This is a genomic window from Spirosoma profusum, assembly GCF_014699005.1.
In the GTDB taxonomy this organism is placed as follows: Bacteria; Bacteroidota; Bacteroidia; order Cytophagales; family Spirosomataceae; genus Spirosoma; species Spirosoma profusum.
On sequence record NZ_JACWZY010000018.1, the window covers coordinates 24599 to 40980 of the forward strand.

5 protein-coding genes are annotated in these 16382 nt (G+C 49.9%); all 5 read right to left on the minus strand.

Annotation, left to right across the window (positions count from 1 at the left end; genetic code table 11):
• Nucleotides 1-160: 160 nt before the first annotated feature.
• The 5 genes from IC229_RS19870 to IC229_RS19890 all read right to left on the minus strand — a co-directional run bounded on the left by IC229_RS19870 (nt 161) and on the right by IC229_RS19890 (nt 16349).
• On the minus strand, nt 161-799 hold the full coding sequence (locus IC229_RS19870; protein WP_190888762.1) for a GDSL-type esterase/lipase family protein: 639 nt from the start codon (nt 797-799) through the stop codon (nt 161-163).
• A 200-nt stretch (nt 800-999) separates the two neighbouring features.
• Nucleotides 1000-9723 (minus strand): putative Ig domain-containing protein, encoded by an 8724-nt coding sequence (locus tag IC229_RS19875; RefSeq protein ID WP_190888763.1) that lies wholly within the window; start codon nt 9721-9723, stop codon nt 1000-1002.
• Nucleotides 9724-10267: 544 nt separating this feature from the next.
• The gene (locus IC229_RS19880; protein WP_190888764.1) at nt 10268-12550 is read right to left on the minus strand and encodes an NHL repeat-containing protein; all 2283 of its coding nucleotides are present in this window, start codon (nt 12548-12550) and stop codon (nt 10268-10270) included.
• A 303-nt stretch (nt 12551-12853) separates the two neighbouring features.
• Nucleotides 12854-14812, minus strand: coding sequence for an NHL domain-containing protein (locus IC229_RS19885; RefSeq protein WP_190888765.1), 1959 nt, complete (start codon nt 14810-14812; stop codon nt 12854-12856).
• A 157-nt stretch (nt 14813-14969) separates the two neighbouring features.
• The gene (locus tag IC229_RS19890) at nt 14970-16349 is read right to left on the minus strand and encodes a UDP-N-acetylmuramoyl-tripeptide--D-alanyl-D-alanine ligase (RefSeq protein ID WP_190888766.1); all 1380 of its coding nucleotides are present in this window, start codon (nt 16347-16349) and stop codon (nt 14970-14972) included.
• Between the last annotated feature and the right edge of the window lie 33 nt (nt 16350-16382).

Sequence of the window (16382 nt, forward strand, 5' to 3'; positions counted from 1 at the left end):
GTTCCTCAAAAGTCCTTCTATATTTTCTCCGGTTGGCTCTGGTAGAATCTGGATTCAGGACAAAAACACGGTTATACAGGCAGAATAGCCCTAAATTATAGTTTGGGGCATTGAGTGCGAAAACGTTTGCACATTTTCAATATTTTTTTAGTCGGAACCATTACTGTAGATAAGGTCCCAACACTTTTGCCCAACGCTCGTAACCGGCCGGAAGCATGTGCAAACTATCAGATTTAAATAATTCGGGAACGGGCTGTCCATTTTTTAGCAGCATAACGGGACGAATATCAACGAATTGCGTCTTTTTTTGCTTCGCCAGAAACTCTTGAATGAGTCGATTTCCTGCGTCGATTTCAGGAAAATATTTCCGGCGAGATGGACTTGGCTTTATGGAGATAAAGGTGAACGTAGCGTCGGGAAGTTTCTTTCGAACTTTTTCGAAGAGCGTTACAAAGCGCTCATAGATTTGCTGGCCGGTCGCACCGGTTGCTGCGTCATTTTCACCTGCATACAAAACAATCTGTTTGGGTGCATAGGCAACGATTGCCCGGTCGGCGAAGTGAATAACATCAGTCAGCGTCGATCCACCAAATCCTCGATTCAATACGTTTTTATTCGGAAAATAATTGCCCAGATTTTCCCAGAGCCGAATCGACGAGCTGCCCGTAAACACAATAGGTCGCTGGGGTGGGGGTGATGTCTTATCGGCTTTTTCAAATGCCTGAATTTCACCTTCAAATTTGTTCTCCTGAGCGAAGGCGAAAATGGGCAATAGGAACAGTAATACGTAGCGTAGCATGAGTACCGAAATATTGTTTTAGGTAAAAGGCAATAAGCAACCGAAAACTCATGGTCAATATAAATCAGAACCGGGATTTAGCTGATTTTAGGATTTTCCGGATTTTGTTTTTCGCTTCGTTGAAGCGCTTTTCTACAAAATCGTTAAATCCTAAAATCAGCTAAATCCCGGTTCTGACTAACTTAATCGTACGTCTCTACCTAGGGCTTGAGTAACTTAATCGTTTGGTGTTGCCCCGGAATACTGACATCCAACAGATAGATGCCACTGGTGTGACCAACATTCATCCGAACGCGTTCATTGGCACCAGCCTGTTCAACCGTTTGTTCGTGCACTGGTCGTCCTTGTGCATTTACTACACGTAGACGTAACGCACTACCTTCGGCGCCTTTCACGCTGACGTCCACACTTTCGCCAATGACCGGGTTCCCCAGTACGACGACTTGTAGCGGAACTTCAGGTGCGCCCAGACGAGCCATGCTGTTGCAGGCGTTCAACCAGTTGTAGTTGAATGTAGCTTCACCAGGTGTACCTGTCTGAACGGCTTTCAGCGTAATCGATGGATTATCCGTATACAGCGTCAGGCTATAAGGACCCGAGGATGTCGTTGGAGCCAGTTCATTGACCACCGAGAAACTGATGGGCTGACCCGTCGTTCCGGTATACACCGGCTGGAAGCTAATGGATTTACGGTTCGGAGTCAACGTCGTACAGTTCAGCGTATTCACACTGGCAATCGAGAACGTACCGTTACTAGTGTTCGGATTAACCGTCAACTGGAAGGTCGTGTTCGTCGACAAACCACCCGGATCGGTAGCGGTTACCGTCACTGTGTAGGGCGAGCCTGCTGAGGTGGAAGGTGTACCCGAGATGTTAGCCGGAGGATTGAAGTTCAGACCAGTTGGCAACCCGCTTACTGACAGAACCAGACTTCCAGGCGTCTCAGCGTCATTGAAAGTGTTGGCCGGAATATTGAAGTTGTAACCCACGTTAACCGTTGCCGATTGCGGACCAATCGGGTTTGCCACTGTGGGTGGCGTGTTGGTCGACGGTACGTTGTTACAGGCATCCAGCCAATTGTAGTTGAAGGACGCTTCACCAGGTGTTCCTTGCTGAGTTGCTTTCAGAACAATCACTGGATTATCCGTGTACAGGTTCAGCTGATAAGGCCCTGCATTCGTTGTGGGCGCCAGTTCATTCACCACTGAGAAGGTAATTTGCTGACCGTTCGTACCACTGTAAATCGGGTTAAAGCTGATGGATCGGCGGTTCGGTGTCAACGAGCTACAGTTGACCAGCGTAGCACCCGTGATGGCGAAGTTGGTCGGCGGAGTCGTGCTTTGCGGATTTACCGTCAGCTGGAAGACCGTGAAGGTCGACAATCCTCCTGGATCCGTAGCCGTTACCGTCACCGAGAAGGGCGAGCCTGCCGAAGTGGAAGGCGTACCTGAGATGGTGGCCGGTGGCGTGAAGCCCAGTCCAGCTGGCAACCCACTTACTGACAAGGCCAGATTATTGGGCGTCTGCGCATCAGTGAACGTATTACCAGGAATCACGAAGCTATAACCCTGATTAACCGTCGCCGACTGCGGACCGATCGGATTGGCCACCGTTGGCGGTGTATTGGTCGACGGCGTGTTGTTGCAGGCTTCTAACCAGTTGTAATTGAACGACGCTTCACCCGGCGTATTCTGCTGAGTTGCTTTCAGGACAATCACTGGATTATCTGTGTACAGATCCAGTTGATAAGGCCCTGCATTCGTTGTGGGCGCCAGTTCATTCACCACTGAGAAGGTGATTTGTTGACCCGTCGTGCCACTGTAAACCGGGTTAAAGCTGATAGACCGGCGGTTCGGAGTCAACGTCGTACAGTTCAGCAGGTTAACGCTCGTGATACCAAACGTAGCGGTCGTAGCGGCTGGATTTACCGTCAGCGGGAAGACCGTGCTGGCCGTTAAACCACCTGGATCCGTAGCCGTTACCGTTACCGAGAAGGGCGAACCTACAGTGGTCGACGGTGTACCCGAAATAAAGTTCGGCGCAGAGAAGCTAATTCCCGGAGGCAGACCCGTTACCGAATACGTCAGGCTGTTAGGCGTTTCTGCGTCGGTGAACGTACCTGCAGAAATCACGTAGCTGTAGGTCTGATTGACCGTGGCTGACTGTGGAGGGACAGGCGCGACCACCGATGGCGCTGTATTGGTAGGTTGCATACCTACACAGGCGTTCAGCCAGTTGTAGCTGAATGTTGCTTCGCCGGGAGTACCCTGCTGAGTCGCCTTCAGGACAATCACCGGACTATCGGTATACTTATCCAGGCTATAGGGACCCGCCAGCGTTGTCGGTGGCAATTCATTCACTACCGAGAAGCTGATGGGCTGACCCGTCAGACCACTGTACACGGGAGTGAAGCTGAAGTGCCGCAGGTTTGGCCCCGCTGGGCTACAGCCCAACATGGTCACACTGACGATCGTGAAGCTACCCGGAGGAGGGCACTCCTGGTACGTTACCGGTGTGCTGGCAAATGACGTGCAGGCGTCAGCATTGATAGCAGTGACTGAGTAAACACCGGTGGTGCTGACGGTAGCCGTGTTACCTCCGCCCTGCTGATTGGCTCCCGTGCTGAAGACGTAGCTGGTGAAACCTGGCGTAGCCGTCAGGGTAACCGTTGTAGAAGAGCAACTCAGAGGTCCACTGGATGTGAGGCTCACCGGAGTGGCTGTGGTGCTACCAACTACTGTTACGTTAGTGGTCGACTGACAACCCGATGGGTTAATAGCCGTTACCGAATACGTACCAGCCGCGTTGACCGTAGCCGTGTTACCACCCGAACCGCCTTGTTGAGCTGCTCCCGTGCTGAAGACATAACTCGTGAAGCCCGGTGTAGCCGTCAGGGTAACTGTTGTGGAAGAGCAGCTCAGCGGCCCACTAGCCACTAGGTTCACAGGCGAAGCGGTCGTGCTGCCGGTTACTGTTACGTTGGAAGTCGACTGACAACCTGATGCATTAATAGCCGTCACCGAATACGTACCGGCTGCATTCACCGTGGCCGTATTACCACCCGAGCCACCTTGTTGGGCAGCACCAGTACTGAAGACGTAACTGGTGAAGCCTGGCGTAGCGGTCAGAGTTACACTAGGAGCGGAACAGCTCAATGGACCACTTGCTGTCAAATTAACGGCAGTAGCCGTCGTGCTGCCGGTCACTGTTACGTTGGAAGTCGAGAGACAACCTGACGCATTAGCAGCCGTTACCGAATACGTACCGGCCGTGTTGACCGTAGCCGTGTTACCACCCAAACCGCCTACTTGCGATGCACCAGTACTGAAGGTATAGCTGCTAAAGCCAGGGCTTGCCGTCAACGTAACACTCGGTGCCGAGCAACTTAACGGACCACTCGATGTCAAATCAACCGGAGTGGCGGTTGTACTACCGGTTACCGTTACGTTGGAAGTCGAGAGACAACCCGATGCGTTAGCAGCGGTCACTGAATACGTACCGGCTGTGATAACCGTAGCCGTGTTACCCGCTGAACCACCCACTTGGGTAGCGCCGGTGCTGAATGTATAACTGGTGAAGCCAGCTGAGGCCGTCAACGTAACGCTGGTAGTGGAACAGCTCAGGGCTCCACTAGCCACTAGGTTCACAGGCGAAGCGGTCGTGCTGCCGGTTACTGTTACGTTGGAAGTCGACTGACAACCTGATGCATTAATAGCCGTCACCGAATACGTACCGGCTGCATTCACCGTGGCCGTATTACCACCCGAGCCACCTTGTTGGGCAGCACCAGTACTGAAGACGTAACTGGTGAAGCCTGGCGTAGCGGTCAGAGTTACACTAGGAGCGGAACAGCTCAATGGACCACTTGCTGTCAAATTAACGGCAGTAGCCGTCGTGCTGCCGGTCACTGTTACGTTGGAAGTCGAGAGACAACCTGACGCATTAGCAGCCGTTACCGAATACGTACCGGCCGTGTTGACCGTAGCCGTGTTACCACCCAAACCGCCTACTTGCGATGCACCAGTACTGAAGGTATAGCTGCTAAAGCCAGGGCTTGCCGTCAACGTAACACTCGGTGCCGAGCAACTTAACGGACCACTCGATGTCAAATCAACCGGAGTAGCCGTCGTGCTGCCGGTTACTGTCACAGTTGACGTTGAGAGGCAACCCGATGCATTGACAGCGGTCACTGAATACGTACCGGCTGTGATAACCGTAGCCGTGTTACCCGCTGAACCACCCACTTGGGTAGCGCCGGTGCTGAATGTATAACTGGTGAAGCCAGCTGAGGCTGTCAACGTAACGCTGGTGGTCGTACAGCTTATCGCACCGCTGACCGTCAGATCAACCGGAGTAGCCGTCGTGCTGCCGGTCACTGTCACCGTTGAGGTTGAGAGACAACCCGATGCATTAGCGGCTGTTACCGAGTAGGTACCCGATGTATTTACTGTAGCGGTGTTACCTGTCGAACCACCTACCTGCGAAGCGCCGGTGCTGAAGGTATAGCTGGTGAAGCCAGCTGAGGCCGTCAACGTAACGCTGGTAGTGGAACAGCTCAGGGCTCCACTAACCAGTAAATCAACCGGTGTAGCGGTTGTACTTCCTACGACTGTTACGTTGGAAGTTGAGAGGCACCCTGATGCATTAGCCGCTGTTACCGAATACGTACCAGTAGCAATAACCGTTGCCGTGTTACCTGTCGAACCACCTACCTGCGAAGCGCCCGTGCTGAAGGTATAACTGGTGAAACCGGCGGAGGCTGTCAACGTAACGCTGGTAGTGGAACAACTCAGGGCTCCACTTGCCACTAAATCAACCGGAGTAGCCGTCGTGCTGCCTACAACTGTAATTGTGGTGGTCGATAGACAGCCCGATGCATTGACGGCGCTCACGGAATACGTACCGGCTGCAATTACTGTCGCCGTGTTTCCGGTAGAACCACCCACTTGCGAAGCGCCGGTGCTAAAGGTGTAACTATCAAAACCGGCAGAAGCTGTCAACGTAACGCTGGTGGCTGTACAACTGATTCCGCTGCTAACCGTCAGGTCAACTGGGGTAGCCGTCGTGCTGCCTACTACCGTTACGTTCGTGGTCGATACGCATCCACTCATAGCTGTAGCTGTCACCGAGTACGTACCAGTTGCGTCGACCGTAGCGCTGTTACTGGTTACTGCACCCACTTGTGAAGCTCCGGTACTGAACGTATAGCTGGCGAAACCGGCAGAAGCCTCCAACGTAACGGTGGGGGCAGTGCAGCTCAGCGGACTGCTGGCAGTCAGCGAAAGGAATGGGGCGCCTACGGTTCCTACTGTACGGGAGGCAACGTTATTGTTGTCAAGGGTATTGCCATTTACTACACCACACGCATAAATCGAGTTACCCCGGTCAAAATAGTCACTTACGTCATATTGCGAATCGCCATCTGCCGGAGTACCTGATGTCCGATTGCGGTTCGGGTCCGAAGGGTTTATAGGAGTTTGCTGCTCCTGGATACCAATATCGTTTAACGATACGGTGTTGCCCGTTACCAGATAATTAACGCCTTCAACAACAATACCGAAACCTTCGCCGGCACCAGGATGGGCAAAACCCGATACGTTGTTATTGCGTACCACGGCTCCCTTCGGCGTTTCCTGGTTGTTCACACTAAAAGCAGCCGCCCGACGTATTACCGCGATACCTGCTATGTCGCGAGTACCCGATACGTTAGTGGCTCCGCTAATGTTGTTGCCTTCAATAACCAGACTTCCTGGCCCCGACGTAGCACCGGTACCGATTGACGATTTAACCTCCATTCCGTAACGACCGTTACTGGAAATGGTATTGCCCGAAATCAGGTTCGCATTCCCAGTAGCTAAGGCGCCCAGTAAGGAAATACCCGCATCCCCGTTACCCGATACTGTATTGCCCGAAATCGTAACGCCCGTAGCCGTTCCTTCGTTGATATCAATACCGGTCAGACCATTATTGATAACCGTGTTATTGGTCAGCGTGATGTTCTGCTTGAGTTGGTTGAAAATAATGAATCCTCGTCCACCAGCTCCAACACCGTTGCTGGCTAGCGTAGAGTTAGTTACCGATACGTCGGTTAACGTTGCCAGAGCTTCCAGAATAATACCGTGCTTTCCGTTATTGGTAACAATCACGCCCGAAATAGTCAGGTTACTATTCGTTCGACCATAAATACCATTACCAACGTTGTTGGGGTCACCCGCACCCTGCTGATTCTTGATCGTCAGATTCCCGATAGTGATGCCCGATACGCCAGTAGGTAAGTTAAAGCCGTTTCCTGGAACCAGGCCAGTACCATCGATAATGGTGCCGGTCTGACTGACGCCTGTAATGGTCAAAGGCTTGGTTACAGTAGCTCGCTCATTAAAGGTGTATTCGGCCAGTTGGATGATGTTGCCATCGCTGGCGGCATCGATAGCAGCCTGGATGGTGCTGTAGGAGGTACCCTGAGAAACGTTCAGCACTGGGTTGAAGAAGCTAATCAATCCCAAAGCTGCGTTGTCGGGTTTGTGAGTCAGTTTGTTTTCCAGAGCAATCCGTTCCGACGTATTCATGGCTGCAGGAAGCTTCGGCCCGGTACCCACATCAAATATATTATTCGCTGCATTCAGGTTTACCGCGAATGGCGCTGCCTGGGTGTTGTTAGGAGCAACCAGACCCGTGTTGCCGTCCAGGGCGATGAAAGTGCCCAGACTGCCAGCGAAGTTGTTCGCACTACCTGCCGTTCCCAGCACAATCGGCCCGAAGGTTGGGTTGTCATTGTCCTGATTCAGGAAAATCACGGCTGTGCCGCTGTTTGGTACAGAAGAACCATTGAACGTATTGCCCGTCAGGGTCAGCGAAACCACCGGAGCCGGTACGGTTGGAAGGCCACTCGATGAACTAAACTCCTTGGTGTCGAACGTAACGTGGCGATACGAACCCGAAGAAGCAAACGGATCGAACCGGTTGTTGGTCACATTGACGTTCTGGTAGTTTTCCAGACTGATACCCCAATTGTGACTGGCGAAGGTGTTGCTCGATACGTTGGTCAGCTTGGCGCTGGCGTTGTTCTTCAGACGTAGCAGGGAGGTGTAGCCGTTGCTGAAGGTACCGTCGAAGATATTGTTGCTCACCGTAAAGGTGCCTGCCCCAGCGTTATGCTCAGCCAGTTCGATACCGCCACCCCGCAGGTTGTTGTTGGAGATATTGACATCACCATTGGAACCGAAGCGTACCTGAATATCCTGATTAATTGACTGGATGCTGTTGCCAGTGAACGTACCACCGGCTTCATCAGTACAGATGCCCGCCCGGAAGGAATTCGTCAGGCCAACCCCATTGACCGTGTTACCGGTAGCGGTGACGGTTATTACACTACCATTAACACGATAATCACCATAGTTGATGCTGATGGCGTTTCGAGTACCATAAGGTAATGCGCTAGGTGGACTACCAGGGGGAAGACCGCTGGGAGGGGTACCGGTGGGATCAACAATGTTGTCTTTAACAGTAATAGCGTTGATGCTGGCATTAGTGGCAAGGATGGCACTACTAAGCCTGGAAAGATCGACTATAAAATGGATTCCCTGAATCGTAACGTTATTAGCCGATACGTCGAAAAGCGTAGGTTTGCCAGCAACTGTACCGGAGAAGTTAACAATAGTGCTGGCTCCCTGACCCACGATGGTCACCCCTTTGTTAACCAGTACCTGTTCATCGAAAGTACCTGCGCTGGCCGTGAGTATATCGCCCGCCGACGCTGCATTTACTGCGCTCTGAATTGTGGCATACGTAGTACCCGGCTTATTGTTGTTCGTAACCGATTTGTCGAACGAGTTTCCTGAACCGCTAAACGTAGCAGGTGGAGTAACTTGCGTCCCCGCAACATCGTTGTTGCTGAACGTATTGTTATTTGCGGTCAGTAATCCTGGTGGTGTTACAGCAGCAGGATCTGGAGCCACACTGATACCAACATCGTTCCCTGTAAACGTATTGCCAGTAGCTGTAACAGGGCCTGCACCGAAGGTTAGCAGCCCTGCCGCCGTAGTCGTGCCCGAAGGAGGGATGTAGTTGTTACCCGTGATGGTCGAACTCTGTACATCACCGGTTGCGCCCCGGCTAATCTGAATTCCGTTCTGTGCAATACTCGGCGTAGGACCGATTCCTGAAACGATGGCATTTTGAATAACACCGTTCGAGCCAGCACCATCGATAATAATTCCTGCTTTCTGATAATTGGAAACCGTTACGTTGGTCGCGGTCAAACTACCTGGCGAACTGAGTGCATTGAAACCAGCCCGAATACCAAAACCCGATTGGCAACCAAAGAATGATGCCATTGGGTCCAGATAAATATTCGTTACCGATGACGAGCTCAGATTTAATCCTGCTCCCTGGTTAATATTTATACCATAAAACAAATCACCACATCCACTGGTAGGCGCTAAAGGCCCATTGACCCTTATACCTGTTATTATTACCGTTACGCCATTACGTATCTCGATAATGTTGCGATGATCAGTCGCCAGTTGACCTGCAGTCATAACGGCTGGCGCCTGCACAATAGTACTACCAGCACCGGCCCCATTAATAGTCAGCGCCTTTGTGATGAGCAACTGTTCGGTGTACATACCAGCAGGTACGGCAATGACATCGTTCGTATTGGCAGCATCCACAGCAGCCTGAATCGTAGGATACGTACCACCCCCGTTGATCGTGATTTGCGCCCAGGCCGCCTGACTGCTTAACCAGCCAATCAGAACAGCGAGTACGGCAAATGACCGCCTATAGGCCGGTGATGTAAGGGCATAGACGCTGGATTTTCTGAGCTTCAGATCTGGTGAATCTGAAGGCGCCTTTAGCGTCGGGGAAACGAGCCACCGAATAATCGATAGCATCTCCCTCAATGAACGTTGTAGAACTGCATTCATGGATTAAGAGATAATTGATTGAAATTGAATTGGTAATAATTGAGAATTCACGAAGTGGTAGTCACTAAAGCCGACGAAGGGCTACCACAATCTATGGTTGGTTCCACAGGTTGTGTAAAGCAAACAGCTTTGTATACAGAAGGAAATGCCTGAACAGTAAATAGTCTGACAGAGCGAGTCTACGTCAGATAAATTTCAGGGAATTTGATGGAGTCAGAATCAGCTATCCCGGAAGAAATAGTAGGATAGCGGTGTAACTGAATTGTTAGAAAAGAAGAGTAGTTCTTGCTCATGGCTATTAATATACTGCATTTATAGGATGAACAAATGTATAATTAATACAATGTCATATTAGGAAAATATAGTTAATTTAATTTTTATATTATCTAACGGTACATTTTTTAAACTATGCGCCTTGAGCTGTTTTTACACATGATTTACTGTATATGCTTAGTGACCACATGCCTAGTTAACTTAACTAGCATCTGTTGTAAGTTTACTTACTAGTCGATGTATAACAGTAACCATATATTAATCTTTCGTACTAAAAAGACACTTTGCCACCTGCCGTGAACAGAAGTCGACCGAACTGCCTCAGCAGATGGGCCCGCACAATCTGGTTTACAGTGACGGTATGACCTGCAGAAATCGTTACGGTGTCATAAACCGTCGGTAAGCAGTTGCATGTCCACGTAGTAACGTTCGACCAGTTGCCGGTTTGTTTGCTGACAATTGCACCGCGCACTTTACGGATTCGATTGTTCAGCAGATCGGCAATATACACGTTGCCCAGACTATCGGTAGCTACGCCACTGGGATTGGCTAGTTTGGCACTAAGGGCGCTGCCTCCGTCACCCGCAAAACCGTAGCTGCTGCCCGCCACCGTCCTGATGATACCGGACGTAGTGACCCTGCGAATCCGATTATTCAGTAGATCAGCGATGTACAACGTACCACTCGAATCGACCGATACGTCATTAGGGTTGTTTAAACGAGCGTTAAGAGCGGGGCCGCCATCGCCAGTGAACCCCGCAAAACCATTGCCTGCTACCGTCGTGATGCTACCGGATGCCGTAACCTTGCGAATGCGGTGATTATATCGGTCGGCGATGTATAGATTTTTTGCTGTGTCAATAGCAATACCACTGGGATTATTCAAACTGGCCGCTGTGGCTGGTCCGCCATCGCCACCAAAACCCGCCGTGCCATTGCCAGCCACTGTGGTGATACTACCGGCTGGAGACACCTTGCGGATGCGATTATTACCAGTATCGATGATGAATAAATTACCACTCGCATCAACGGCCACGCCACTGGGATTGTCCAGACTGGCATTGATCGCCAGACCACCATCTCCGCTGAATCCGAGGATACCATTGCCCGCTACAGTCGTGATACTACCGGCTGGAGTTACCTTACGGATACGATGATTTTTCTGATCGGCGATGAACAGGTTGCCGCTCCCGTCGACTACTACGCCGGTTGGGTTCGCCAGATTGGCACTAGTCGCGAGCCCGCCATCGCCCCCAAAACCGAACGTACCATTGCCTGCTACAGTAGTAATAACGCCCGACGTAGCAACTTTACGAATACGATTGTTTCCCTGGTCGGCAATGAACAGATTACCCGCTTTATCTACTACTACGTCGATAGGATAATACAGATCGGCGTTGGGTGCCGGGCCGCCATCGCCACTAAAACCGAGGGTGCCATTGCCCGCTACGGTACTGATGATAGCAGACGTATTAACTTTCCGAATTCGGTTATTGCCCTGATCGGCAATGAATAAGTTGCCAAGTTTATCGATTGCTACTCCGCTTGGGTAAGCCATAGTAGCAGCCGTAGCTGGACCGCCATCGCCCCCAAAGTTTGGCGACCCTGTTCCGGCTACTGTCGTAATAACTCCTAACGTATTGACTTTGCGAATGCGCTGATTATTGGGATCAGCGATGTAGAGATTCCCCAGACTATCGGCCACTACGTCGGTGGGATAGGACATGCTGGCGGCTGTGGCTGGTCCGCCATCACCACTAAAGCCAGTCGAACCATTCCCCGCCACCGTCGTAATAATACCCGACGTAGCAACTTTGCGAATCCGTTGATTATCACGGTCAGCCAGATACAAATTGCCAGCATGATCTGTCGATACGCCGTAGGGATAACTCAGGCTGGCGCTGGTAGCGGGGCCCCCATCACCCGCAAATCCAAACGTACCATTGCCTGCTACGGTCGTAATGATCCCCAACGTATCGACTTTGCGGATGCGATAATTATAAAAATCGGCGATGTACAAATTGCCTTTTCCATCGACCGCTACCCCTCTGGGATACCAAAGCTTGGCACTGGTGGCGGGGCCGCCATCGCCCCCGAAACCGAACGTACCACTGCCCGCTACGGTCGTGATGACCCCCGACGTAGCAACTTTGCGAATGCGATGATTGTTGAAATCAGCAATGTACAGATTGCCCAGACTATCGACCGCTACGCTGTTGGGGTTATCGAGGCTGGCCGCTGTGGCTGGTCCGCCATCGCCACTGAAGCCCGGCGTACCAGTCCCCGCTACGGTCGTGATAATACCTGACGTAGTGACCTTGCGGATACGGTTGTTATCAGAATCGACAATATACTGGTTACCTGACGTATCGATTGCTACACTGATCGGATAGGCCAGACTGGCGTTGGTAGCCGGTCCACCATCTCCTCGTGAATTTGAGCCGACCGCCGTCGTAATGAGTTGAGCCGAAGCGGGTATGACGAGCCATATAAACAGAAAAATAACGCTCAGTGAGCGTCCCAGGATAGAGTTAATACGTAGCATCTGTTTCATAGACAAGTGGATAAAGCGGAGAAATCTAGAGTACGCACACAGTTACTGGGAATCTATTGAAGGTTTGTTTCCTGACAAAAACTCTGACGCATTTTAGAGCAGACCTGCCTAATGGTCAATTGTTTAGCCGTATCTAGTTCAGATTTTCTTTAAGACAAAAAGTCACATCGAAATCAAAATAATGATAATACGGTACGTAAGTAGATGTACCTAAAGTTGGGAGACTACTACGTCAATTATCTTCCGGAATGAAGATTGAAGCATTTATTCGGGTTAGAATGCGCTAAAACCCTAAGCTCTATTTTAAAAGGAAAGCCTGCCGCTTGCAGAAAATATCAGATTGCCAAGTTGCCTCAATCCTTTAGCCTGAACAGCTTCACTAACCGTTACGTTGTGGTTGGCTGAGATTGTAACAGTGTCGTAAATGGTTGGTAGGCAGTTGCAATTCCAAGTGCTGCTATTCGACCAGTTGCCGGTCTGGGCGCTAGCTATAGGGCTAAGAATAACTTTTCGAATTCGTTGATTATCTGAGTCTACAATGAATAGATTACCAACACTATCAATAGCTACATCTCTAACATTAGTCAAGCTAGCGTTAACTGCTAGTCCGCTATCGCCACTAAAACTTTTAAAACCATTGCCTGCTATTGTATTGATTATGCCATTAGAGTCTATCATACGAACTCGATAATTACCAAAATCTCCAAAATACAGGTTACCATTACTACTGATGGCCAGACCTATGGGTGTTTTCATATTGGCATTAATAGCGGGTCCGCCATCACCACTAAAACCGAACGTACCAGTACCTGCAATAGTAGTGATAATGCCTGTAGCAGACACTTTACGGATACGACGGTTATTCCCATCAGCTATATAAATATTTCCACTATTATCTACCGCAACACTGAAAGGACGATTTAATTGGGCATTCGTAGCCAAACCTTCGTCACCACTGAAACCGGACACACCAGTGCCTGCTATGGTCGTTATGGTACCATTTGTATCTACCCTTCGAATACAATGATTATTTTGATCTACTATGAATAAATTACTGCTACTATCTACCGCTATACCAATTGGGTAGTTCAGTTGCGCATTAACAGCAAGACCCCCGTCGCCACCATAACCAGCAGTGCCGTTGCCTGCTATGGTGGTGATAATGCCTGTTGACGATACTTTACGAACTCGGTTATTTAGAAGATCAGCAATGTAAAGATTGTTATTTTTATCTAATGCTACAGATGTTGGGGAATTGATATTCGCATTAGTAGCAGGTCCCCCGTCACCACTAAAAACTTGTCTACCACTACCCGCTACTGTTGTAATAACTCCTGCAGACGATACTTTTCGAATGCGGTGATTAGAACGATCTGCAATGTAAAAATTGTTGTCCTTATCTACTGCTACACCGTTAGGATTGTATAGATTAGCATTAATTGCTGGCCCACCATCCCCGCTAAATTCAAACACTCCGTTACCGGCTATAGTATTGATGATACCAGTAGGAGACACTTTGCGAATTCGCCGATTTTCGGAATCGGCGATATATAAATTACCACTGCTTGTTATGGCTATTCCAGAAGGTGCCCTAAACCGGGCGAAGATAGCCGGACCCGCATCGCCACTAAACCCTTGTACGCCATTACCAACTATCGTAGTGATGATGCCATTAGTATCTATTTTACGAACGCGACGATTACCAACATCTCCAATAAATAAATTACCATTCTTATCCATAGTCACGCCATAAGGTACGCTTAAACTAGCACTGGTAGCTGGGCCACCATCTCCACTAAAACCAGAAGTACCATTACCTGCTATGGTCGTGATAATACCCGCTGGAGTTACCTTCCGAATGGAACTAGAGATAGTAGACATGTAGAGATTATTGTAGTTGTCTACTGCTATATTAAATGCTATTAAACTTGTATTAACAGCTGGCCCTCCATCGTTACTGTCACTACTCCCACTCATTCCATTGCCGGCTACGGTAGTAATAATACCTGCAGGCGATACTTTACGAACGCGATAACTAAATGGATCGGAAATAAATAAATTTCCGTCGCTGTCAACCGCAAGGCTAAAGGGAGTTAATAAATTAGCATTGATAGCTGGGCCGCCATCTCCTTTCAGATTATCCCCTGCCACTGTTTGGATAACTTGACCATGTAGCGGAATTGCCAGTGACAGGAAAAGTACGCTTAGAAAAAGATGGGCGAGTAGATTTAAACGAAAAGAGTTACGTAAAGGAAAGAACATAAAAAGAGAAGATTCGAAATAGGAAAATAAAGTATGGTTCAGACCGAAAAGCCCTACCAGTAATTTTACAAAACCACCAAAGATATAAGATTATCTGAAAATAGTTACAAACTTATTCGTTTGTGCAAAACAAGGTAGCATCCTGTGAAAAACCGGTCTAAATAAACGGCACCACCGATTCCAGACTCATGCCGCGCGAGCCTTTTACCAGTACGTGTGTGTCGGTCATGGGGTTGTCCATGAGCCAGTTGTGCAGCGAAAACTTGTCGGGGAAGTAGTAGGCTTTGGGCAATGATGTCAAGGCGTATTTCATGTCTTTTCCTGCCAGAATTACTAGATCGAACCGGCCATCGGCGATTAACTTCCCCAGCGCGGCATGTTCGGCTTCGCTTTCGGGACCGAGTTCGTACATATCGCCCAGGATCACGGCTTTGCGTTTGGCCGACATAGTCGCAAACTGCCGGACAGCCGCTGCCATCGAACTTGGGTTGGCGTTGTACGCATCGAGCAACACCGTATTCGTGCCTTTGATAACCACCTGCGACCGGTTGTTAGTCGGATTGTAATCAGCGACAGCGCGGTTAGCTTCAACAGACGTAACACCAAAATAATCGCCGATGGCCAGGGCGGCCAGCATGTTCTCAAAATTGTACTGACCGGGCAAATGCGTCGTGATGGTTTCGCCCAACGTAGCACGATACGTTACCACGGGCGATTCCTGAAGCAGTTCAATCGGTTGTTCGTCCGACGTAACGGCGGGGTAGAAAACAACTTCACCCGTCTGTTCATCAGGTCGATACGTCTTCAGCCGTTCCCGGTACATGGCCGTCAGGGTTTTGTCGCGCGAATTGATGAACGCGGTACGTCCGTTTTGGATCAGATAATCAAACAATTCGCCTTTCCCTTTCCGAACGCCCTCAATACCCCCAAACCCTTCCAGATGCGCTTTCCCAACGTTCGTAATCAGGCCATGCGTGGGTTGCGCAATCGAGCAAAGCAATTCAATCTCCTTCTGGTGATTGGCACCCATTTCCACAACGGCCATTTCGTAAGGCTCGGTCGGCGAATCCACGCCGGGCGAATCGCTACGTATCGCCAGCAGGGTGAGAGGTACGCCGATGTGATTATTGAGATTGCCAACCGTAGCGTAGGTTCGGTATTTTTTGGAAAGAACAGCCGCAATTAACTCTTTAGTGGTCGTTTTGCCGTTAGAACCCGTCAGTCCAATCACTGGAAACGTAAAGGTTTGTCTATGATGGCGGGCCAAATCCTGAAGGACGGTTAGAGAATCCTTTACGAGCAGGAGCCGATTTGAGTCAGCGGGCTGGCTCTGTTCCAGAACTGCTACGTCGTCGATGAGGGCGTAACGCGCGCCGGATGCCAGCGCCTGAGTCGCAAACTGATTGCCATCGAAACTGTCTCCTTTGAGCGCTACGAACAGACAATCGGGCGTGATACGTCGTGTATCGGTCGAAACACTAGTGCATTCCTGAAATTTCTGATAGAGTTGGGTAGTTGACAGTACGTCCATAGACATAAATGAAGAGTCTGTTCGTTCTTCTTTCTGAAT

Coding starts and splice junctions, on each gene's coding strand:
- IC229_RS19870 (WP_190888762.1), bottom strand. CDS start 799: ATGCTACGCTACGTATTACTGTTCCTATTGCCCATTTTCGCCTTCGCT.
- IC229_RS19875 (WP_190888763.1), bottom strand. CDS start 9,723: ATGAATGCAGTTCTACAACGTTCATTGAGGGAGATGCTATCGATTATT.
- IC229_RS19880 (WP_190888764.1), bottom strand. CDS start 12,550: ATGAAACAGATGCTACGTATTAACTCTATCCTGGGACGCTCACTGAGC.
- IC229_RS19885 (WP_190888765.1), bottom strand. CDS start 14,812: ATGTTCTTTCCTTTACGTAACTCTTTTCGTTTAAATCTACTCGCCCAT.
- IC229_RS19890 (WP_190888766.1), bottom strand. CDS start 16,349: ATGTCTATGGACGTACTGTCAACTACCCAACTCTATCAGAAATTTCAG.